The 20,668-nt window shown below is 71.4% G+C and carries 19 protein-coding genes and 1 pseudogene; 6 read left to right on the top strand and 14 right to left on the bottom strand.

The window, feature by feature from the left end; all coding sequences use genetic code 11:
- Positions 1 to 17: 17 nt before the first annotated feature.
- The 3 genes from Q0994_RS04985 to Q0994_RS04975 all read right to left on the bottom strand — a co-directional run bounded on the left by Q0994_RS04985 (position 18) and on the right by Q0994_RS04975 (position 2,909).
- On the bottom strand, positions 18 to 851 hold the full coding sequence (locus Q0994_RS04985; protein ID WP_299530308.1) for a Cof-type HAD-IIB family hydrolase: 834 nt from the start codon (positions 849 to 851) through the stop codon (positions 18 to 20).
- A gap of 278 nt (positions 852 to 1,129) precedes the next feature.
- On the bottom strand, positions 1,130 to 2,026 hold the full coding sequence (locus tag Q0994_RS04980) for an LLM class flavin-dependent oxidoreductase (protein WP_299529470.1): 897 nt from the start codon (positions 2,024 to 2,026) through the stop codon (positions 1,130 to 1,132).
- Positions 2,027 to 2,036: 10 nt separating this feature from the next.
- Positions 2,037 to 2,909 (bottom strand): DUF72 domain-containing protein, encoded by an 873-nt coding sequence (locus tag Q0994_RS04975; protein WP_299529468.1) that lies wholly within the window; start codon positions 2,907 to 2,909, stop codon positions 2,037 to 2,039.
- Positions 2,910 to 3,008: 99 nt separating this feature from the next.
- On the opposite strand from Q0994_RS04975, the gene Q0994_RS04970 reads away from it, so the two are divergent.
- A complete protein-coding gene (locus Q0994_RS04970) occupies positions 3,009 to 3,233 on the top strand; it encodes a hypothetical protein (RefSeq protein WP_299529466.1) in 225 nt (74 codons plus the stop codon).
- Between the two features lie 43 nt (positions 3,234 to 3,276).
- Here Q0994_RS04970 and Q0994_RS04965 read toward each other — a convergent pair whose 3' ends face one another.
- Both Q0994_RS04965 and Q0994_RS04960 read right to left on the bottom strand, forming a co-directional pair.
- A complete protein-coding gene (locus Q0994_RS04965; RefSeq protein ID WP_299529465.1) occupies positions 3,277 to 3,819 on the bottom strand; it encodes an RNA 2'-phosphotransferase in 543 nt (180 codons plus the stop codon).
- A gap of 876 nt (positions 3,820 to 4,695) precedes the next feature.
- Positions 4,696 to 5,589, bottom strand: a pseudogene (locus tag Q0994_RS04960) (alpha/beta fold hydrolase); the annotation flags it as partial.
- A 428-nt stretch (positions 5,590 to 6,017) separates the two neighbouring features.
- Between Q0994_RS04960 and Q0994_RS04955 the strand changes: the two are divergent.
- The 5 genes from Q0994_RS04955 to Q0994_RS04935 all read left to right on the top strand — a co-directional run bounded on the left by Q0994_RS04955 (position 6,018) and on the right by Q0994_RS04935 (position 10,608).
- The gene (locus tag Q0994_RS04955; protein ID WP_299530306.1) at positions 6,018 to 7,004 is read left to right on the top strand and encodes an ABC transporter ATP-binding protein; all 987 of its coding nucleotides are present in this window, start codon (positions 6,018 to 6,020) and stop codon (positions 7,002 to 7,004) included.
- Complete coding sequence (locus tag Q0994_RS04950) at positions 6,994 to 7,908, top strand: ABC transporter permease (protein ID WP_299529463.1); 915 nt, start codon at positions 6,994 to 6,996, stop codon at positions 7,906 to 7,908. Before Q0994_RS04955 ends, Q0994_RS04950 begins: the two co-directional genes overlap by 11 nt.
- On the top strand, positions 7,905 to 8,816 hold the full coding sequence (locus Q0994_RS04945; protein WP_299529461.1) for an ABC transporter ATP-binding protein: 912 nt from the start codon (positions 7,905 to 7,907) through the stop codon (positions 8,814 to 8,816). Before Q0994_RS04950 ends, Q0994_RS04945 begins: the two co-directional genes overlap by 4 nt.
- A 25-nt stretch (positions 8,817 to 8,841) precedes the next feature.
- Positions 8,842 to 9,561 carry an ABC transporter permease gene (locus tag Q0994_RS04940; protein WP_299529459.1) on the top strand — a complete coding sequence of 240 codons (720 nt, stop codon included), beginning with the start codon at positions 8,842 to 8,844 and terminating at the stop codon, positions 9,559 to 9,561.
- 360 nt (positions 9,562 to 9,921) lie between these two features.
- Positions 9,922 to 10,608 (top strand): hypothetical protein, encoded by a 687-nt coding sequence (locus Q0994_RS04935; RefSeq protein ID WP_299529457.1) that lies wholly within the window; start codon positions 9,922 to 9,924, stop codon positions 10,606 to 10,608.
- Between the two features lie 70 nt (positions 10,609 to 10,678).
- Here Q0994_RS04935 and Q0994_RS04930 read toward each other — a convergent pair whose 3' ends face one another.
- The 9 genes from Q0994_RS04930 to Q0994_RS04890 all read right to left on the bottom strand — a co-directional run bounded on the left by Q0994_RS04930 (position 10,679) and on the right by Q0994_RS04890 (position 20,654).
- Positions 10,679 to 11,494, bottom strand: coding sequence for an HAD family hydrolase (locus Q0994_RS04930; RefSeq protein ID WP_299529455.1), 816 nt, complete (start codon positions 11,492 to 11,494; stop codon positions 10,679 to 10,681).
- Positions 11,491 to 12,768, bottom strand: a complete 1,278-nt coding sequence (serS, locus tag Q0994_RS04925) for a serine--tRNA ligase (protein ID WP_299529453.1) — start codon at positions 12,766 to 12,768, stop codon at positions 11,491 to 11,493. Before serS ends, Q0994_RS04930 begins: the two co-directional genes overlap by 4 nt.
- Positions 12,769 to 13,396: 628 nt before the next feature.
- A complete protein-coding gene (gene pheA / locus Q0994_RS04920; RefSeq protein WP_299529451.1) occupies positions 13,397 to 14,332 on the bottom strand; it encodes a prephenate dehydratase in 936 nt (311 codons plus the stop codon).
- A 60-nt stretch (positions 14,333 to 14,392) separates the two neighbouring features.
- Positions 14,393 to 15,748, bottom strand: coding sequence for an iron uptake transporter deferrochelatase/peroxidase subunit (gene efeB, locus Q0994_RS04915; RefSeq protein ID WP_299529448.1), 1,356 nt, complete (start codon positions 15,746 to 15,748; stop codon positions 14,393 to 14,395).
- A gap of 4 nt (positions 15,749 to 15,752) precedes the next feature.
- Positions 15,753 to 17,828 (bottom strand): copper resistance CopC/CopD family protein, encoded by a 2,076-nt coding sequence (locus tag Q0994_RS04910; protein WP_299529446.1) that lies wholly within the window; start codon positions 17,826 to 17,828, stop codon positions 15,753 to 15,755.
- Between the two features lie 13 nt (positions 17,829 to 17,841).
- Positions 17,842 to 18,288 (bottom strand): copper chaperone PCu(A)C, encoded by a 447-nt coding sequence (locus tag Q0994_RS04905; RefSeq protein ID WP_299529444.1) that lies wholly within the window; start codon positions 18,286 to 18,288, stop codon positions 17,842 to 17,844.
- Positions 18,285 to 18,941 (bottom strand): SCO family protein, encoded by a 657-nt coding sequence (locus tag Q0994_RS04900; RefSeq protein ID WP_299529442.1) that lies wholly within the window; start codon positions 18,939 to 18,941, stop codon positions 18,285 to 18,287. The genes Q0994_RS04905 and Q0994_RS04900 overlap by 4 nt, the downstream gene beginning before the upstream one ends.
- Before the next feature lie 45 nt (positions 18,942 to 18,986).
- A complete protein-coding gene (locus Q0994_RS04895) occupies positions 18,987 to 19,724 on the bottom strand; it encodes a YcnI family protein (RefSeq protein ID WP_299529440.1) in 738 nt (245 codons plus the stop codon).
- Positions 19,725 to 19,838: 114 nt separating this feature from the next.
- Entirely contained in the window at positions 19,839 to 20,654 is an 816-nt protein-coding gene (locus Q0994_RS04890) for a hypothetical protein (RefSeq protein WP_299529439.1), read from the bottom strand.
- Positions 20,655 to 20,668: the final 14 nt, after the last annotated feature.

Here is a 20,668-nt window from a genome sequence, read left to right as displayed (position 1 = left end):
GCCGGAGGCAGCGGGTCTCAGCGGGCGGCCAGGATGCGTTCGACGACGACTGCCACCCCGTCCTCCTCGTTGGTCAGCGTGGCGCCGGAGGCCGCCGCCAGGGCGTCCGGGTGGGCGTTGCCCATGGCGAACGAGGTGCCGGCCCAGCGGAGCATCTCCACGTCGTTGGGCATGTCCCCGAAGGCGACCACCTCGGAGGCGGGGACGGACAGCTCCGCGCAGTACTCGGCGAGGGTGGACGCCTTGGAGACGCCCTTGCGCGCCGCCTCCAGCAGGGCGGAGGGACTGGACCGGGTGAACGCGGCCCGGTCCCCGGCGACCGAGCGGGCCAGTGCCAGGAACGCGTCCGGCGCCTGCTCGGAGTGGTGGGCGAGCAGCTTCAGGACGGGGGCGCCGGAGCCGGGCTCGTCCTCGTGGAGCAGCTTCTCGGCGACCGCGACGGTCGCACCCGGGTCCAGGTGGAACGGCGGGTAGGCCGGCTCGTAGTGGATGCCGGTCGACATCTCGACGGCGAACGAGGTGCCGGGGGCGGCGGCGCGCAGCCGGTGGACGACTTCGAGGGCGTCGGCGCGCTCCAGCGGGTGGACCCGCAGCAGCTTCGGGGTCCCGCTCAGGTCCGCAACCACCGCGCCGTTGGCGCAGATCGCGGTGGCGTGCGACGGCAGGTGACCGAGGACCGCGTCCATCCAGCGGGCGGGACGGCCGGTGACGAAGAGCACGGGGAGACCGGCGGCCTCGGCGGCGGCGAGGGCGGCGACGGTGCGTTCCGACAACGTCTTGTCGTCGCGCAGCAGGGTGCCGTCCAGATCGGTGGCGATGAGCCGGGTCACGGCGGGCAGCGGCGCGTCCATAGGGGTGGTCACCCGGACATTCTCCCGTACAAGGGCGCACGGGCGTGCGGAGGGGCGCGCATATGAGTGCACGCGCCCCTGAGCTGCGGTGTATGCCGTTGGCATATGCCGACGAGGTGGCGGCCTGTGCAGCCACCTCGTCAGGTGCCGTTGCGCGTCTTGCCCCGCCGTGGACGCCCGACCGGCCCCGGGGGAATTCCGGTACCCGGTGGTGCCGGGACGCGGCCGTCCGGTGCGGGGGTGACGATGAGTGAGAACGGGGCCCGGTCGCGGGAGCCTCAGCCGAGCTGGGACAGTCCTTCGGTGGCGATCCGCTCGAAGACCGACTGGTCGGCGGCGAAGTCCGAGCCGGGGACGGGCCAGTGCAGCACGATCTCGGTGAAGCCGAGCTCCGCGTGCGTGCCGGCGAAGTCCACGAAGGCGTCCAGGGACTCCAGCGGACGGTCCGGGGTGAAGCCGGTGAGCAGGATCTTGTCGAGCCCGGAGACGTCCCGGCCGACCGCTTCGCCGGCCGCGCCGAGCCGGTCGATCTGTCCGCGCAGGGCCTCTGCGGACTGGGCGGGAGTACCGGTGCCGAACAGCTTCGGGTCGCCGGTGGTCACCCACGCCTGCCCGTACCGCGCGGCGAGCTTGAGACCGCGCGGGCCGGTGGCGGCGACGGCGAAGGGAAGCCGGGGCCGCTGGACGCAGCCGGGGACGTTGCGGGCCTCGTTGGCCGCGTAGAAGGAGCCCTCGTACGTCACGGACGGCTCGGTGAGCAGCCGGTCCAGCAGCGGGACGAACTCCGCGAAGTGGTCGGCGCGTTCGCGGGGAGTCCAGGGAGCCTCGTCGCCGCGACGCAGCGTGGTGGCGTCGAATCCGTCGCCACCGGCTCCGATGCCGAGGGTGATCCGGCCGCCGGACACGTCGTCCAGGGTGATCAGGTCCTTGGCGAGGGTGACCGGGTGCCGGAAGTTGGGGGAGGTGACCAGCGTGCCCAGCCGCAGCCGCTCGGTGGCCGCCGCGGCGGCGGTCAGGGTGGGGACCGCGCCGAACCACGGGCCGTCGCGGAACGTACGCCAGGACAGGTGGTCGTAGGTGTACGCGGCGTGGAAGCCGAGGTCTTCGGCCCGCTGCCAGACCTTGCGGCCCTCGGCCCAGCGGTGGATGGGCAGGATCACTGTGCTCAGTCGCATGGGCACGACCCTACGAGAGGCCGAGCAGGTGGCGCATCGCGCCCGCCGCGCGCACCGCGGCGTCGCCGCAGCAGTTGTTGAACAGCACGTGCACCTCCCGCGCCGGCCCGGCCGCCTCCCGGATCCGCGGCACCCACTCGGTCAGTTCCCCGGCCGTGTACTCATGCCGGAACCTGTCCTCCTTGGTGCCGGTCCCCCAGGCGGTGTTGCGCCCGTGGAGCCGGATCACGGCGAGGTCCGGGTCGGTCACCCGCAGGACCGGCGGGACGGAGGTGGGAAGCGTCTGCACCATGTCCACCGCCACGGCGGTCGCGGACAGTTCCGTCAGCAGCGCCGCCGTCGCGTCGGCCCGCTCCGGATGCCACCAGCCCGGGTGCCGGAACTCCACCGCCACCGGCCACCCGGACGCCCGCTTGCGGCACTCGCGCAGGTACTCCTCCGCCGGTCCGCCCGGCGCGAGCCGGTGCGCGAACTGGAACACCAGCGTCCCCAGGCGGCCGGAGGCGCGCAGCGGTTCGAGGGCCGCCCGGTACCGGTCCCACACCTCGTCGAGCAGACCGGGATCGACGCCGCCGTGCGCCCGGCCTCGGGCGAAGGCCGGCCGCAGGTCGGCGGGCAGCGCCTCCGGCCGGGTCGGATGTCCGGTGAGCAGGGAGAACGCCTTCACGTCGAACCGGAACCCCTCGGGGGTGCGCTCGGTCCACAACAGGCTGTTGCGGACACTGGGCAGCCCGTAGTAGGTCGCGTCGACCTCCGCCACCGGGAACTGTGAGGCGTAGTGACGCAGCCTGCCCTCGGCGTCGCGCATGCCTCTCGGGTACCAGCCGCTGGACACCAGCGCCTTGTCCGTCCACGAGCAGGTTCCGACCCGGATCTCTCCCATTCCGCCCGTCTGCCCACGGGACGGCGGCGGATTCGTCGGGACCGGAGCGGGGAGTGATTGCCCGGTCCGGCCGCCCGGCGGACGTTGCTGGGGAGGTCGATGGCCGAGATGCCGGAGGAGGCCGCGGTTCGTCTCCGACCGGAGGCGGCCTACTCCACCCCCGCCGAGGGGGCGAGGACCTGCATGTTCGTCCTCGACATGGCGGAGAGCCCCGAACTCCCTCCCGTGACACGGCGCTTCTCCCGCGCGGGCGCCCAGGTCGGCGTGCAGCCCGTGATGAACCTCGACGACCTCCGGACGGGGCTCGGCAAGCCGGCCCGGTGAAGGAGACCCGCAGCGCGGCGGTCCGGGGTCTCAGGGCGCGGGATCAGCCCGGAAAGCGCAGGTACTCCGGGGGGACGGCGTCGGCCAGCCAGACGCCGTTGGCGCTGACGCGGAACGCGTGTCCGGCCCGGAACATCGCTCCCGCGTGCACGGACAGCACGACCGGACGTCCCCGGCGGGCGCCCACCCGGGTCGCCGTCTCCCGGTCGGGGGAGAGATGCACATGGTGCCGGCCCATGGGCCGCAGCCCTTCGGCCCGGATCGCCTCCAGGGCGTGCGGCGCGGTGCCGTGGTACAGGTACGCGGGAGGTTCGGTCTCCGGCAGGTCGAGGTCCACCGTGACGGTGTGCCCCTGATTGGCGCGGATCCGGTCGCCGTCGATCGTGAAGCGGCGCTTGTCGTTGAAGGCGACCACATGGTCCAGTTCGTCGCGGGTCACGGTGAACCCGTGCCGGGCGGCCGCGCTCAGCAGCTCCTCGACAGCTACCCAGCCGTGGGCGTCGAGCGTCAGCCCGATGCGTTCCGGCTGGTGCCGGAGGTGTGTGGAGAGGTACTTCGAGACCTTCACGGTCCGTCTTTCGTCCATCGCATCAGAGTGCCCGCGTCCAGTCCCGGAGCGCATCGGATTTTCAGCCTGTGCGCTTGTGGGACTTTTACTCCGAAGGTTTGATCCACAGGTAACTCCCTTTATCCACAGGCGTGATGAAGCTTCTGTGGACAAGTGGCCTGTGCATTGGTGTCATTTGGGCAACAGAAGGACTTTCATGGGGGCTTGGTGTAATATGCGCCAATAGCGCTGTGTGGGGCGCTCGTTCGGCGGCCATGTGTCGGCATCTCGGGGGAGCGGCAGCGGAAAGACGGCCGTTCCGTCGATGAGTTGGACGAGGCATCCGGGGTGCGTCGACGGTGCCGGAGCGCGGAGCGCGGCGGCACGCACGCGCGGGGCTGTGGGCGGCGAACGGGCTGTTCATGAGGCCTTGTTCGGTTCGTTCCCCATGAGGGCATCGGTCCGCGCCGGACCGGGCAGGCAGCGGGAGCGGTTCCCCGCTACGGACCCTCGGGAGCAGGAGCCCGGTGCGATGCCCCCGGGGCGTCGAGATCGGAGGAACGCGGCCTGCACGTACGGAAAGCGGTCCGCGCACAGTTCAACGGGCCATACGCAGAATCGGCTTGGGGCAAGGGACCGGCCGTCTCTTCAACTGCCTTTCCCCGCAACCGGTCTGAGGCACCCAGCAGAGGTGGAGCGTGGAGTCCGCCCCAGTGCTCGGCCGAAGCGCAAGAGTGCCCCGTGTGTCGCCCACCGACGCCATTGCTTCACGTCACCCTCGAACGGGTGACGTAATCCAGTGCGATCATCGGATACATGGGGAATGCGGAGCGAGTCACCCCGCCCCGCCCCGCTCGTGCCCGCGCACGTGGCCCCCGCTGCTCACCCTTCGATGGGCCCCGCCCCCGCCCGCTTCTCCGTGGCTGCGGCGAACTCGTCGACCCAGGCCGCGATCCGGTCGGGCTGGGTCCGGGGCACCCAGTGCTTGGCCGGCAGCACGTGCCGGACCAACTCCGGCACCCATCGGTCGAGTTCGTCGTAGAGCGCCGGCGAGAGGAAGCTGTCGCCGGTGGGCGTGATGAGCTGGACCGGTACGTGGGCGTACGGAGCCGGGCGCGGGCGGGCCAGCCGGGAGCGGATGTTGTCCCGGTAGAGCCAGGCTCCGTGCGCCGCGTCCCGCGACAGCGAGGGCGTCGGGTAGTCGCCGCGGGGGACGTTCTCCATCCGCGACAGGATGGCCGGCCAGCGCCTGCCCAGCGGGCCGCGCCAGGCCCGCTCCGGCAGAACCGGCGTGTGGAGCAGGTAGACGTACCAGGACTTGGCTCCCTGGCCCAGCAGTTGGAGGGTCCGCCGGGCGGTGGGCTGTTTGATCCGCCCCTTGATCCAGTGACCGAAGTGGTCCAGGCACGGCCCGGACATCGAGGTGAACGACGCGATGCGGCCCCGGGTCCGGTCCACGGTGGCGAACTCCCAGGACTGGACGGAACCCCAGTCGTGCCCGACCAGGTGCACCGGCCGGTCCGGGCTCACCGCGTCCACCACGGCGAGGAAGTCGTCCGTCAGCTTCTCCAGCGTGAACCCGCCGCGCAGCGGCTGCGGGGCGCTCGACCCGCCGTGGCCCCGTACGTCGTACAGCACCACGTGCCAGCGGTCCGCGAGCCGCGCGGCGACCTCCGACCAGACCTCCTTGCTGTCCGGGTAGCCGTGCACCAGCACGATCGTCGCAGCCTCGGGGTCGCCCAACTCGGCTACGCACAGCTCGATCCCACCGGTGCGCACCCGTCGTTCGCGTGCTTGTCGCAGATCCACGTCGTCCCTCGTCCCTCCATCGGGCACCGCGTCCACGGCGGCCGGCCGCGTCCGGCGGACACGGACCACCGTGCGCGCCGCGCCGACCCCACCGCGCGAGCGGCACCGCTCCACGGCGCACCTGCGGTCCGGCCACCTCGTCCACGTGGCCCCGACGAATGTGACGCCGCCCGGCACGCGGCGTCAAGGGAGACCGCCGGCCATCAGCACAGCAGGGGCTGCCCGGCCGGGAGCCGACGGATCCGTCCGCCGGGCAGACGTCCCGGAGGCTCCGCCCTCCTCCCGACGGGTCCCCTACGGGCCCGTACCCCTCAAGGTTGACGTGTATACGACCGCAGAGTCTGACGACGCGGGTGAGCGGCACCACTACCTTCGGGAAGGTGACTGCTGTGATTGCGACCGAAGCCCTGAGCAAGCGGTTCCCCCGGGTGACCGCTCTTGACCGGCTTTCCCTGGACATCGGACCCGGCGTGACCGGGCTGGTGGGTTCCAACGGAGCCGGCAAGTCCACACTGATCAAGATCCTGCTGGGTCTGTCCCCCGCCACCGAGGGCCGGGCCGAAGTGCTCGGGCTCGACGTCGCCACCCACGGCGCCGCCATCCGGGAGCGGGTCGGCTACATGCCCGAGCACGACTGCCTGCCGCCCGACGTCTCGGCCACCGAGTTCGTCGTCCACATGGCGAGGATGTCCGGACTCCCCCCGACGGCGGCCCGCGAACGCACTGCGGACACCCTGCGCCACGTCGGCCTCTACGAAGAGCGCTACCGCCCCATCGGCGGCTACTCGACCGGGATGAAGCAGCGCGTCAAACTCGCGCAGGCGCTGGTCCACGATCCCCGGCTGGTGCTGCTGGACGAGCCGACCAACGGTCTCGACCCCGTCGGCAGGGACGAGATGCTGGGCCTGATCCGCCGTGTCCACACCGACTTCGGCATCTCGGTCCTGGTCACCTCCCACCTGCTGGGCGAGCTGGAACGCACCTGCGACCACGTGGTCGTCGTGGACGGCGGCACCCTGCTGAGGTCCAGCTCCACCAGCGACTTCACCCGGACCACCACGACGCTCGCCGTCGAGGTGACCGACAGCGACACCCACCCGGACGGCGCCGACGCCCTGCGCCGCAGGCTCCTGGAGGCCGGAGTCACCCTGGTCGGCCAGGACGGGGTCGACTCCGCGGGACTGCCCGGCGCCGGCCACATCCTGCTGGTCGTGGCGGACGGCGAGAAGACGTACGACCTGGTGCGCGACAGCGTCGCGGGCCTCGGCCTCGGACTCGTACGCATGGAACAGCGCCGGCACCACATCGCCGAGGTGTTCCGGCCCGGCGCGGACGCCGCCGCCGGGCGGCCGGTGGGCCCGCAGGCGGCCCCGGCACCGGTACTGCAGAAGGAGAGTGCCCGCGATGAGCACTGAGACCACGGGCGCCGGCACGGGCGCGGGCGGGGACTCCCGCATCCACAACATCGGATACCGGTCCTACGACGGGCCCCGGCTGGGACGCGCCTACGCCCGCCGCTCCCTCTACTCCCAGTCGCTGCGCGGCGCGTTCGGACTCGGCCGTTCCGCCAAGTCCAAGGTGCTCCCCATGCTGCTGGTCGCGGTGATGTGCCTGGTCGCCGCGATCCTGGTCGCGGTCGCCATGGCGACGCCCGCCTCGACCAAACTGCCGATCGAGTACACCTCGTACGCGGTCTATCTGCAGGCCGTCATCGGGCTGTTCATCGCCGCCCAGGCCCCGCAGAGCGTCTCACGCGACCTGCGGTTCAAGAGCGTGCCGCTCTACTTCTCCCGCCCGATCGAGCGGCTGGACTACGTGGTCGCGAAGTACGCGGCGATGGCGTCGGCGCTGTTCGTGCTCACCGGGCTGCCGCTGGTCATCCTGTACGGCGGTGCTCTGCTCGCGAAGTTCGACTTCTCCGACCAGACCGCGTGGTTCGGACAGGGGCTGGTGTCGGTGGCTCTCCTCTCCCTCCTCTTCGCCGGACTCGGCCTCGTCCTCGCGGCGTTGACGCCCCGGCGCGGCTTCGGTGTCGCCGCCGTGATCGCGGTGCTCACCATCTCGTACGGCGCGGTCTCGACCGTCCAGGCCATCGCCTGGTCGACCGGATCCGAATCCGCCGTCACCTGGCTCGGACTGTTCTCCCCGATCACCCTGATCGACGGGGTGCAGACCGCCTTCCTCGGCGCCACCTCCGCCTTCCCGGGCGGCGAGGGTCCGGGAGCCGCAGCCGGTGCGGTGTATCTCCTCGTTGTCCTCGCGCTGGTCGCCGGCTCGTACGCCGTGCTGATGCGCCGCTACCGGAGGGTCGGGCTGTGACCACCATCGAGATCGACCACACCTCCCGCTGGTTCGGGAACGTGGTCGCCGTGAACGACGTCAGCATGACGGTGGGCCCCGGTGTCACCGGCCTGCTCGGCCCCAACGGCGCCGGCAAGTCGACGCTGATCAATATGATGGCCGGCTTCCTCGCGCCCTCCACCGGCACGGTCACGCTCGACGGCCGGGCGATCTGGCGCAACGAGGCGGTCTACCAGGAGATCGGCATCGTCCCGGAGCGGGAGGGGATGTACGACTTCCTGACCGGCCGCGAGTTCGTCGTCGCCAACGCCGAACTGCACGGTCTCGGCGACGCCGAGGCGCAGCGCGCGCTCGCCACCGTCGAGATGGAGTACGCCCAGGACCGCAAGATCCAGACGTACAGCAAGGGCATGCGCCAGCGCGTGAAGATGGCGTCCGCGCTGGTCCACGAGCCCTCGGTGCTGCTGCTCGACGAGCCGTTCAACGGCATGGACCCGCGGCAGCGGATGCAGCTGATGGACCTGTTGCGGCGGATGGGAGCGGAGGGGCGCACGGTCCTCTTCTCCTCCCACATTCTCGAAGAGGTCGAGCAGCTCGCCTCGCACATCGAGGTGATCGTCGCGGGGCGGCACGCGGCCTCCGGAGACTTCCGCAGGATCCGCCGCCTGATGACGGACCGGCCGCACCGCTACCTCGTGCGGTCCAGCGACGACCGGGCCCTCGCCGCGGCGCTGATCGCCGACCCCTCGACGGCCGGAATCGACGTGGACACTGCCGAGGGCGCGCTGCGGATCCAGGCGATCGACTTCGTCCGCTTCACGACCCTGCTGCCGGAGGTGGCCCGTGCCCACGGCATCCGGCTGCTGACCGTCTCGCCGTCCGACGAGTCCCTCGAATCGGTCTTTTCCTATCTCGTAGCGGCCTGATCACCGGCCTGAAAGGAGCTGTGTCATGTACGACCCCACGGTCGCCCGGCTCACCTACCGGGCCCTGCTCGGCCGGCGCCGGGCCGCCATCCTGTTCGTCCTGCCCGCGCTGCTGGTGGTGATCGCCGTCGCGGTCCGGGTCTTCGCCGGAGCCGACGACCAGATCGCCTCCGACGTCCTGGGCGGTTTCGCGCTCGCCACCATGGTGCCGCTGATCGGCGTGATCGCGGGCACCGGAGCGATCGGTCCGGAGATCGACGACGGCTCGATCGTCTACCTGCTGGCCAAGCCGGTGAAGCGGCCTACGATCATCGTCACCAAGCTGATCGTGGCCATCGCCGTGACCATGGTGTTCTCCGCGCTGCCCACCCTGGTGGCGGGACTGATCCTGAACGGCAACGGCCAGCAGATCGCGGTCGCCTACACCGTCGCCGCGCTGGTCGCCTCCATCGCCTACAGCGCGCTGTTCCTGCTGCTCGGCACGGTCAGCCGGCACGCGGTGGTGTTCGGCCTGGTCTACGCACTGGTCTGGGAGGCCCTCTTCGGCAGCCTGGTGCCCGGCGCCCGCACGCTGAGTGTGCAGCAGTGGGCGCTCGCGACGGCCGAGAAGATCGGCGCCGAGGGGGCGATCACCTCGGAGGTCGGCCTGCCGCTGGCGACCGTGCTCCTGGTCGGCGCCACGGTGCTGGCCACCTGGTACGCGGGCCAGAAGCTGCGGGCGCTCAAGCTCGCCGGCGAGGAGTGAGTCCCGTCTCTACGCTCTGACCGTGTCGCCGGCGGAGACGCCGCGGCCCCTGTGCGCCGTCGGCCCCTGCGCCGCTGCCCCCGCCCGCCTCGTCGGACGGGGGCAGCGGCGTTCGCGGCGTTCGTCGGGGGCCTGCACGTACGCCGCACCCGTGACGGTGCGATCGCCGGGTCGTTGTACCGGGTGCGTGGAGGCAACGAGAATCCGTGACGACGAGCGTGCGTGAACGTGGGGACAGCCGGCACCGGTGCGACGACCGGACAGCCGGTCACAGAGCAGTGGCGACCATGAGCGACCTCCGCCCCTGAAGCCCGGGGAGAGGGCCGTCCTCCGCTGTTCCCGCGTATGGAAGGCATGCTCATGTCCAAAGAGATCGCCCTGCTCGAATCGCGCGCGCTGCGCGTGGAGCAGATGGAGCGGGTGGACATCCTCGACAAGGTTAAGAGCCTTGTCATGCTCCCGGACGGAATTCACGTTCGCACACAGGATGTCGCTCGCTACTTCGAAGTATCCACAGCCTCCGTCAGAAGGCTGACGGACCGGCATCAGAAGGAACTTTCCGAGAACGGCCTGCGTCTGCTCCGCGGCTCTGAGCTGCAGTCCTTCCATAGCGACACGCTGTCGCTATGGGACGGGGGCGGGGAGGCCATTTATCCACAGGCGGCGACGCAACTACGGCTCTACACCCGCCGCACCGTCCTCAACGTCGCCATGCTTCTTCGCGAGAGCGACATCGCCCGTTGCGTCCGGGCATACCTCCTGGACGCCGAGGACGAGCTGCGTGCGCGGCACGACGTGCTCGATCACCGGGTCACCCGGATCGAGCACTGCCTGGCGGACGTCGGCAGCGCGCTGACGGAGCTGGGGCCGGTGCTCCGGCGGATGTCGGAACGGTTCGACAGCCTCGACCGGAGGCTGGGGTCCACCCACCGGCTGGTGGGCGCGATCAGCGTGCGGCTGGCGGACGTGTCGCAGGACGTCCTGGGAGTGGACGCACGGCTGGACGACGTGGCCCGCAGGCTCCGCGAGCTGGGGCCCGTCACATGACCGCGGACCGCTGACACGACCGCCGCGCCCCGGAACCGTCCGTCCAGGACGGCCCCGGGGCGCGGGTGTGTCAGTGGGCGGTACCGGTCCGCAGCAGTTCCTCCAGCACCAGCGCGATGCCGTCGTCCTCGTTCGACGCGGTCACCTCGTCGGCCACGGCCTTGAGCTCGTCGTGCGCGTTCGCCATCGCCACCCCGTGCCGGGCCCAGCCGAACATCGGGATGTCGTTGGGCATGTCGCCGAAGGCCACGGTGTCCGCGGCCTTCACGCCCAGCCGGCGCGCCGCCAGCGACAGCCCGGTGGCCTTGCTGAGGCCGAGCGGCAGCAGCTCCACGACCCCGGGGCCGGCCATGACGATGTCCACGAGGCTGCCCACCGCCCGCCGGGCCGCGGCCGCCAGGGCGTCGTCGTCCAGCTCGGGGTGCTGGATGTAGACCTTGTTCAGCGGTGCCGTCCACAGCTCCGCCGGGTCGTCCGCGAAGACCGCCGGAACCGGTTCGTCCTTGACCCGGTAGCCGGGGCCCGTCAGGACCTGCCCGTCGAGCCCGTCCCGGCTCACTGCCAGCGCCAAGGGCCCGAGCTCCGCCTCGATCTTGGACAGGGCCAGACCCGCCAGTTGGCGGTCGAGCGTGAGCGAGGTCAGCAGCCTGTGCTCACCCGCGTGGTACACCTGCGCGCCCTGGCCGCAGACGGCGAGACCGTCGTACCCGAGGTCGTCCAGGATGTGCCGGGTCCACGGCGCCGCGCGTCCGGTGACGACGATGTGGGCGGCGCCGGCCGCGGTGACCGCCGCCAGCGCCTCACGGGTGCGCGGGGAGACCGTCCCGTCCTCACGCAGCAGCGTGCCGTCGAGATCGGTCGCCACGAGCTTGTAGGGGAAGGTCACTTGGTGACCGGTTCCAGGAGTTCGCGCCCGCCGAGGTAGGGGCGGAGCATCTCGGGGACCCGGACGGAACCGTCGGCGAGCTGGTGGTTCTCCAGGATGGCGACGATGGTGCGCGGAACGGCGCAGAGCGTGCCGTTCAGGGTGGCCAGCGGCTGCACCTTCTTGCCGTCACGCATCCGGACCGAGAGCCGACGGGCCTGGAAGCTGTTGCAGTTCGAGGCCGAGGTCAGCTCGCGGTACTTGCCCTGGGTGGGGATCCACGCCTCGCAGTCGAACTTGCGGGAGGCCGAGGCGCCCAGATCGCCGGTGGCGACGTCGATCACCTGGAAGGGCAGTTCGAGGCCTGTCAGCCACTGCTTCTCCCACTCGAGCAGGCGCAGGTGCTCGGCCTCGGCGTCCTCCGGGGCGACGTACGAGAACATCTCGACCTTGTCGAACTGGTGCACCCGGAAGATGCCGCGGGTGTCCTTGCCGTACGTGCCGGCCTCGCGGCGGAAGCACGGCGAGAATCCGGCGTACCGCAGCGGCAGCTTGTCCGCCTCCAGGATCTCGTCCATGTGGTACGCCGCGAGCGGGACCTCGGAGGTGCCGACCAGGTAGTAGTCGTCCTTCTCCAGGTGGTAGACGTTCTCGGCGGCCTGGCCGAGGAAGCCGGTGCCCTCCATGGCGCGCGGGCGCACCAGCGCGGGCGTCAGCATGGGGATGAACCCCGCCTCGGTGGCCTGCGCGATCGCCGCGTTGACCAGGGCCAGCTCCAGCAGGGCGCCGACGCCGGTCAGGTAGTAGAAGCGCGAGCCGGAGACCTTCGCGCCGCGCTCCACGTCGATGGCGCCCAGCGCCTCGCCCAGCTCCAGGTGGTCCTTCGGCTCGAAGCCCTCGGCGCCGAAGTCGCGTACGGTGCCGTGCGTCTCCAGGACGACGAAGTCGTCCTCGCCGCCGACCGGCACGTCCGCGTGGACGATGTTGCCGAGCTGCAGCAGCAGCCGCTTGGCGTCGGCGTCGGCCTCGTCCTGGGCCGTGTTCGCCGCCTTGACCTCGGTCTTCAGCTGCTCGGCGCGGGTCAGGAGTTCGGCGCGCTCTTCCGGAGAAGCCTTGGGGATGAGTTTGCCGAGCGATTTCTGCTCGGAGCGGAGTTCGTCGAAGCGGAGGCCGGACGACCTGCGCAGCTCGTCGGCGGAGAGAAGGGCGTCGACGAGCGCGACGTCCTCTCCACGGGCGCGCTGGGAGGCGCGAACACGGTCGGGGTCCTCACGGATCAGGCGAAGGTCAATCACCTCTCCAGGCTACCGGTGCGGGGTTCGGCTACTCGAACCGATTCCGATGCGCGTGTCACTATGACCGAATTGCCGGAAATGGTATTCCTGATGCGGAATCCCGCGCCGAGGGTGTCCGTGATCGTCAATTATGGCTCGCCATTCCCCTGAATAGGGCAGAAAGCGGTTGAGTCCTTGACGTACCGACCGTGCGTGCAGGGGGAGTTGGGTTCACGCCTCACGCCAGTTGTCCACAGGATGTCGGACGCCAACCGAGTTATCCACAGGCTGTGAGGAAGATCTGTGGATGCTCACCGGAGGGGTGGGAGTGTTGCTGTCGGACTCGCAGATTCCGCAACGAAACCCCCTTTTGAGCACTCGATCGAGTGGGAATTCCTCGTTTTGGAGAGATGATCAAGGGTAATGAGGGGGATGCCGCCGATGCGGGTGCTGTTGGTTCATCCTCGGGTGATCAGTCCGCCGTGAGGCGCGAAGGGCGATTTGTCGACCATGTCGCTCCGTGGTGTCGACTTGTCCCCAGGTTGAGCGGTAGCCCTGTGGATAACTAGCCCCTCGCTGTGGGAAACGACGATCCGCTGATCACACGGACCGGCGGATCGTTTCCACCCGAGGGTCAGGCCCCCAGGGGTCAGGCCCGGCCGTCCTGGCTGCGGGCCAGCCAGTCCGATGCCTCGGTGAAGTCCTCGTCGGAGGTACCCGGACGCAGTGGGGAGACCTCCGCCGGGGACACGCCGGCGCGCGGGTAGGACCCGAGGAACCGCACCTTGGGACAGATCCGCTTCAGCCCCATGAGCGCCTCGCCCACGCGGCGGTCGGCGATGTGTCCCTCGGCGTCGACGGAGAAGCAGTAGTTGCCGATGCCCTGCCCGGTCGGCCGGGACTGGATCAGCATCAGGTTCACCCCGCGGACCGCGAATTCCTGGAGCAGTTCCAGCAGCGCGCCGGGGTGGTCGTCGCCCATCCAGATCACCACGGACGTCTTGTCGGCCCCGGTCGGGGCGGACGGCCGGGCGGGCCGTCCCACCAGAACGAACCGGGTCTGCGCGTTCTCCGCGTCGTGGATCTCCGTCACCAGAGGTTCGAGGCCGTAGGTGGCGGCCGCGAACTCGCCGGCGAAGGCCGCGTCGTACCGGCCCTCCTGGACCAGCCGGGCGCCGTCCGCGTTGGAGGCGGCCGATTCCCACACCGCGTTCGGGAGGTTGGCCGCCAGCCAGTTGCGCACCTGGGGCTGGGCGGCCGGGTGGGCGGTCACCGACTTGATGTCCGTCAGCTTGGTACCGGGCCGCACCAGGAGCGCGAAGGTGATGGAGAGCAGCACCTCGCGGTAGATCATCAGCGGAGCGCCACTGGTCAGTTCGTCGAGCGTGGTGGTGATGCCGCCCTCGACGGAGTTCTCGATCGGCACGAGCGCCGCCGCCGCCTCGCCGTTGCGCACCGCGTCCAGTGCCGCGGGTACGGAGACCATCGGGACGAGTTCCCGGGTGGCGGCTTCCGGGAGGGTGCGGAGGGCGACCTCGGTGAAGGTGCCTTCGGGACCGAGATAGGCGTAACGCGTGGCTGACATACGGTCACCCTAATGCGCCGCACCGGGCGGACCCGGCGCACCTCGCGCCGCCGGGCCCGCTCACGCCTCCAGCAGCCGCTGGCCCACGTACTCGCCTTCCACCGCCCCGGGTGGCACGGCGAAGACCGCGCCGGCCTCGTGGCGGATGAAGGGGGACAGCGCGTCCCCCCGGTCGAGCTTGCGCTGGACCGGCACGAACCCCCGGAACGGGTCGGCCTGCCAGCAGATGAAGAGCAGCCCGGCGTCCGGCGTACCGTCGTCCGCGATCCCGTCGTGGTACGAGAACGGTCGCCGCAGCATGGTCGCGCCGCCGTTCTTCTCCGGGGAGGAGATCCGGGCGTGGGCGTTGGCGGGGATGACGAGGCTGCCGTCCGGACCGGCCTTGTCCAGGTCCGGGGCGGTCGTCTCGGTGCCGCCGCTCAGCGGGGCGCCGTCCTTCTTGCGCCGGCCGATGACCTTCTCCTGCTGCGCGACCGGGAGCTTCTCCCAGTCGTCCAGCAGCATCCTGATCCGGCGCACCACGGCGTACGAGCCGCCCACCAGCCACGCGTGCGCCCCGTCCGGTCCGGCGGCGGACGGCTGGACGCGGATGCGTGCGTCGAAGTCGGCGTCGGTGGGCTTCGGGTTGTTGGTCCCGTCGACCTGTCCCATCAGATTGCGCGTGGTCATCGGGCGTCCCGTGGCGCCCGGAGAACGGTTGAAGCCGTTCATCTGCCACCGCACCCGCGCGAGGGACGCGGCTTCCTTCTGCACCGCGCGCAGCGCGTGGAAGGCGACGAGTGCGTCGTCGGCGCCGATCTGGACCCAGAGGTCGCCGCCCGAACGCTCCGCGTCCAAGTGGTCGGAGGAGAACGGGGGCAGCGGGTCCAGCCCGGCGGGCAGGTGCTTCTGGAGTCCGGTGCGGGCGAAGAAGGTGCGGCCGAACCCGAAGGTGACGGTGAGGGAGGACGGGCCCGCGTCCAGTGCGATCCCGGTGTCCCCCGTCGCCGCGGGACGGCCCGACATCAGCTCCTCGGCGAGCGCGGACCACCGGCGCATCAGCGTGACCGCCTGGGCGCGACCCGCGCCGGCCACCAGGTCGAAGGCGACGAGATGGCCGCACGCCTGAAGCGGAGTGGTGATCCCCGGTTGATGTTTCCCGTGAAACATCGCAGCCGTCGAGCCGAGGGTGGTCAGCGCCTCGGCTTCCTCGGGCCGGCTCGCCGCGTAGCCGGCGGCCCCGCCCGCGGCGCCGAGCACCAGCCCGGCGGCCCCGGCCGCCCCCGCGCCGCCGAGCAGCCGCCTGCGCGAGACCCCGCCGGGCGCCTCGACGGGGACCGTGGCGCCGGGCGCGTGGCGAGCGGCGTCGTTCGTGGCGGCGTCCGGGCCCTTCGTCCGGGATGCCGGGGCCTTCGGGTTCGTGGTGCGCTTGCTCAACTGCTCAGCCGATCTTGACGTTCTTGCTGACGGTGGTCTGGTCGAAGTCCGAGGTGCGGACGGTGACGTCCAGCTTCCAGGTGCCGGACATCGGGATCCGGAAGCCGCTCGTGGTCCAGTGGCCCTCGGCGAGCCGGTCGGGGACCACCGGCAGTGGCCCGAGGTTCTTGGCCTCCAGGGTGAAGGCCAGCTTCACTTCGGGGACGTCCATCGACCGGCCGCCGGGGCTTTCGAGCCAGAGATGGATGTCGTTGGCGCCGGTGGCGGCCGGGTCGATCTGCAACTGGACGGTCCCGCGGCCGTTCTGCCCCCCGGTGTCGAAGGGCAGGCTCAGCGACACCGGTTCCGCCACCGCCGGCGCCCCGGCGGACGCGTTGGACCGGGCCGCCTCCTCTTCGGTGCGTCCGGGCTCGGTGGAGGTCAGGACGGTGGTCACCGCGAGCAGCACCACCGCGATCCCGGTCTCCACCAGCACCGAGCGGCGCAGACCGGAACGGTCCGGATCGGCTTCCCGGTCCCGCTTGCGCCGGGTCGCCGTGAGGGCGGCCCGCTGCCGGGCGAGCTGAGCGACCCGCTCGGGCGTCTGCGAAGCCGATGCGGGTGCCGAGCCCGAGCCCGAGTCCGGGACCGGGGCCGGGACCGGAGAGGCCGAGGGAGCCGGAGCCGGGGCCGTCCCGGTCGTCGCCGTCCCGGTCATCGCCGTCCCGGCCGGGCCCCCCGCCGCCACCGGTCCGGCGACGACCGCGTCCGAGGCGTCCGCCGCGATGGACTGATCCGCCGCGACGGACGGGTCAGCCGTCCGTGCGGTGTCCGTTTCCGTCAGACGGCCGGTCCACCGCCGCGAGATCCAGGCCACGCCGACCAGTACGACGACCAGCGCCACCTTCACCAGCAGCAGCCGGCCGTACGAGGTCCCGGTGAGGGCGGACCACGAACCGACCTGGCGCCAGGACTGGTACAGCCCGGTGGCCGCCAGCACCACCACGCTGCCGAAGGCCACCCGGGAGAAGCGGCGCACCGCGGACGCGGGCAGTTCCGGGGTGCGGTACAGGGCCACCAGGAGTGCCGCGAGCCCGCCGAACCAGGCGGCGACGGCCAGCAGATGGGCCATGTCCACCGGCATGGCGACGCCCGGCTGGATGCCGGTCGACGCGTGTTCGGCCAGCGCCCAGGTTCCGGTGATCCCGACGGCGAGAACGCCGCCGCCGAGGGTCAGTCCGAAGGTGAGGTCCTTCTTCTCCGTCTCGTCCTCGCGCCGGGTGTAGGTGCCGAACAGCACGGCGAGGAAGAGAGCGGAGGCGCCGAGCAGCAGCAGCCGGGAGACGAGCGCGGCGCCCGGCTTGGTGTCGAGGACGGCCTGCAATCCGGCCAGGTCGAAGGCGTCCCCGAGCTTCCCGCTGCCGGTGTACGGGCTGCGCAGCAGCAGCATGGCCAGGGTGGCGACGGTGAGCGTGGTCCAGCCGAGCATCACCAGCCGCTGCAGCGGGCGGGCGGCCGCGCCGGGTCGCCAGCAGGCGAGCACGAAGGCGGCACCGCCGGCGAGCAGCATGAACCCGGCATAGGCCGCGTACCGCGCGATCCCGTACAGCGTGCCGACCGGGCCGCCGCCCGCCCCGTCGGTGGGCAGCGTCACCGTGGTGGTGGAGGGGGCGCCGACGGAGAAGGTGAAGGCGCCGGAGACGGGATGGCTGTCCGCGGAGACGGCCTGCCACGCCACGGTGTACGTGCCGTCGGGCAGCCCCGCGTGCAGGGCGACGCGGTAGCGGACGGCTCCGGAGGTTCCCACGTCCTGCGGGTCGCCGGAGTCGGCACGCGTCCCGGACGGGTCGAGGACCCGGATCGAGTCGTCGGCCAGGGCGACGGACTCGGAGAAGCTGAGCGTGACCTCCTTCGGGGCGGTGGCGACCACCGCTCCGTCCTTCGGGTCGCTCCCGGTGAGCGCCGCGTGGGCCGAGGCAGGGACCGCGCCGCCCAGGACCAGGCCGAGCAGCAGCCCGACGAGCGCGAGGACGGGCGCGGCCGCGGCGAACGGCCGGCGGCGTGTCGGAGAGGGCCCGAAGAGCGGGGCGGTGGCTGTCATGGGGGTCAGTCCCTCACTGCTTCTTCGGGTTGTAGGTGGTCTCCTTGACCGGAAGCACCACGGTGATGTTCCCGGCCTTCTCGAAGTGCAGCTGCACGGAGACCTTCTCGCCCTTCTTGGGCTGCTGCTTCAGCTTGGTGAACATGATGTGGTTGCCGCCGCGTTCCAGGTCGAGTTCGCCGCCCGCCGGGATCTCGAAGGACTTCACCATGCGCATCGCCCGGTCCGTCGTCTCGTGGATCGTGACGTCGTCGGAGAGCGCGCTGGAGACCGAGGTGAGCCGGTCGGTGGATCCGCCCTCGTTGCGTACCACGAGGAACGCCGCCGCCATGTCGCTCACCGGCTGCGGCATGAACGCGCCGACCACCTTCAGCTCCGGGGTGCCGTCGGAGGAGCACCCCGCCAGCGTCAGGCCCGCGGAGAGGGCCAGGACGCCGGCGAGTGAGGCCCGGATCCTCACGGGTTCTTCCCCTCGATGAGTCGGGGGAGGTCCCTGGTGTAGTCGTCGGCGGTGGTGTCCTCGCTGTAGAGGACGTACCCCTCGTCGGTCTTCGGCGAGAAGGCCATGACCTGCGCCCCGTGCATGGAGACGATCGAGCCGTCCTTCTCCTTCTTCGCCGGGTCGATCCCGATCCCCATTTTCCGCGCGCCCGCCTGGATGGTCGCGAAGTCGCCGGTCAGTCCGGTGAAATCGGGGTCCTGGGCCTTGAGCCAGCTGCCGAGCGAGGCGGGGGTGTCGCGGTCGGGGTCGGTGGTGATGAAGACGACCTGGAGCTTGTCCTGGTCGGCGGCGGGCAGGGCCCGCTTGGCGAGCGCGATGTTGCTCATGGTCAGCGGGCAGACGTCGGGGCAGTTGGTGTAGCCGAAGTAGATGAGCGTCGGCTTGCCCTCGGTCTTCTCGCGCAGGTCGTACCGGTGCCCGTGGGTGTCGGTGAGGACGAGGTCCGGCTTGGCGAACGGCTGGTCGAGCACGGTGGCCGTGCCGGCCGCGGAGGAGGTGGAGACGTCGGCCACGGGCTTGGCCGAGTCACCGCCGTCCGATCCGCAGGCCGACAGGGTCAGTGCGGCCACGGCGGCGAACGCCGCGGCCAGCACCGTCTTCTTGTTGCGCATGGGTGTGGTGTTCCTGATCCGTGGTGCGATGGGTGGGTCGGTCGGTCAGACAGCGCGCCGGCGGCCCGCGAGGACGCCGAAGGCCACCCCGGCGACGCCGATCACGATGCCGATGACGCCGAGGACGCGGGCCGTGTCGTCACTGGAGGAGGCCGCCGCCGTGGTGGTTCGCTCCGTGCCGGACGCCTTCTCCGCGGTGGAGCCGGTGCTCTTGTCGTCGGTGGCGGCCGCGCCGTGGGCGTCGCCGGAGGCGGCGGTCAGGGCGAGGACGGGCGCCGGGTTCTCCGGCTCCTCACCGCTCGCCGGGGTCTCCTCGATCCAGCGGACGACCTCCTTGTTGTCGTACGTCTGGAGGGCCTTGAAGACGAGCTGGTCGGTGTCCTCGGGGAGCTGGCCGACGGAGAGCGGGAACTGCTGGAAGTAACCGGGGGCGATCTTGCCGCTCTCGGCGGTCCAGGTGACCTTCGAGACGGCCTCCTCGACCTTGTTGCCGTGGACCTCCAGCGGCTTGTCGAGCTTGCTCCTGGTGACCTCGATCTTCCAGCCGGGGACGGCCTGCGGGGAGACGGAGCTGAGCGGGTGGTCGGTCGGGAAGCTGACTTCGAGCTTCACGGTCGAGGCGTCGTCACGCTCGTTGGGCACCTTGAAGTTGATGGTGGCGTAGCCGCCCTGGGCCGCCTCGCCCTGCGGCTGGACGGAGACGTGCGCCGAGGCCGGACCGGCGAGCAGCAGGACGGTGGACGCGGCGATGCCGCCGACGACGGCGATACGGGAAACGTTCATGACAAGGATCAACTCCACGGAAGCAGGAAGAACGGGCGGCCCGGCGCGCGCGTGCGCGACGGCATCGCGACTCCCCTCCGGGCGGCCGTCACCAACGGCCGGGAGGTGTCGCGTTCAGGCTGCGAGCGTGTACGCGGCGGGTGGGCCGCGCCTGATCACCTGGTGCTGGAGCGGATCCCCGCCGGACGGGGCAGGGGTGTCCTCGGCCCTGCGGAACAACTCGCGCCCGGCCTCGGCCCGTGCGTCTCCGAGCCCGGTACGCAGGGCGCGTACGAGGACGAGTGCGAGGCGCAGGGCCCGGAGCCGGGCGGCGGCGGCCAGCTCCCGGCCGCCGCGCAGGGAGAGCCGGACCACCCGGAACAGAGCGATCTCGCCGCGCCGCAGCAGCCACCCGGTGGCCAGCGCGGCCAGCAGGTGGCCGAGCAGCATGGGCAGTCCGGGAGCCGTCCCGGTCAGCGTGGTGAGGAGCCCGGAGGGGGTGGAGGCACCGGAGGCGGGGTGGACGTGGCCGCCCACGGCCGCCGGGTCGATGCCCGCCCGGCTCACGATGAGGTGCGCTTCGGCCGGGCTGAGCCCCGCCGCTCCCTCCCCGCAGACGAGCGAGGAGGCGAACCGTACGACGGGATCCTCGCCGGCGGACGCCGTGGCGCCGGAGCCCATCGTGTGCGCCCCGAGCCGGAAGAGGGTGTGGAGCGCGAACTGCCCGGCGGCCAGCGCCGCGGCGATCGGTCCGAGCGCACGCTCCCGCCCGGCGAGCGGCACGGCGACCGCGAGGACGCCGAGGAAACCGGCGGACAGGGAGAGTCCGGACACGGAGGTTCCGGCGGCGAGTCCATGTCCTGCCGCGGACAGCGCGACACAGACCGCGGCGAACACCGCGGCCCTCATGAGCCGCAGACCGGCTCCGGCGCGTGCGACAGGCATAGACATGGCCGGGACATCAT

This window comes from uncultured Streptomyces sp. (assembly GCF_947488945.1).
In the GTDB taxonomy this organism is placed as follows: domain Bacteria; phylum Actinomycetota; class Actinomycetes; order Streptomycetales; family Streptomycetaceae; genus Streptomyces.
This window is presented reverse-complemented; position numbering and strand designations above follow the sequence as displayed.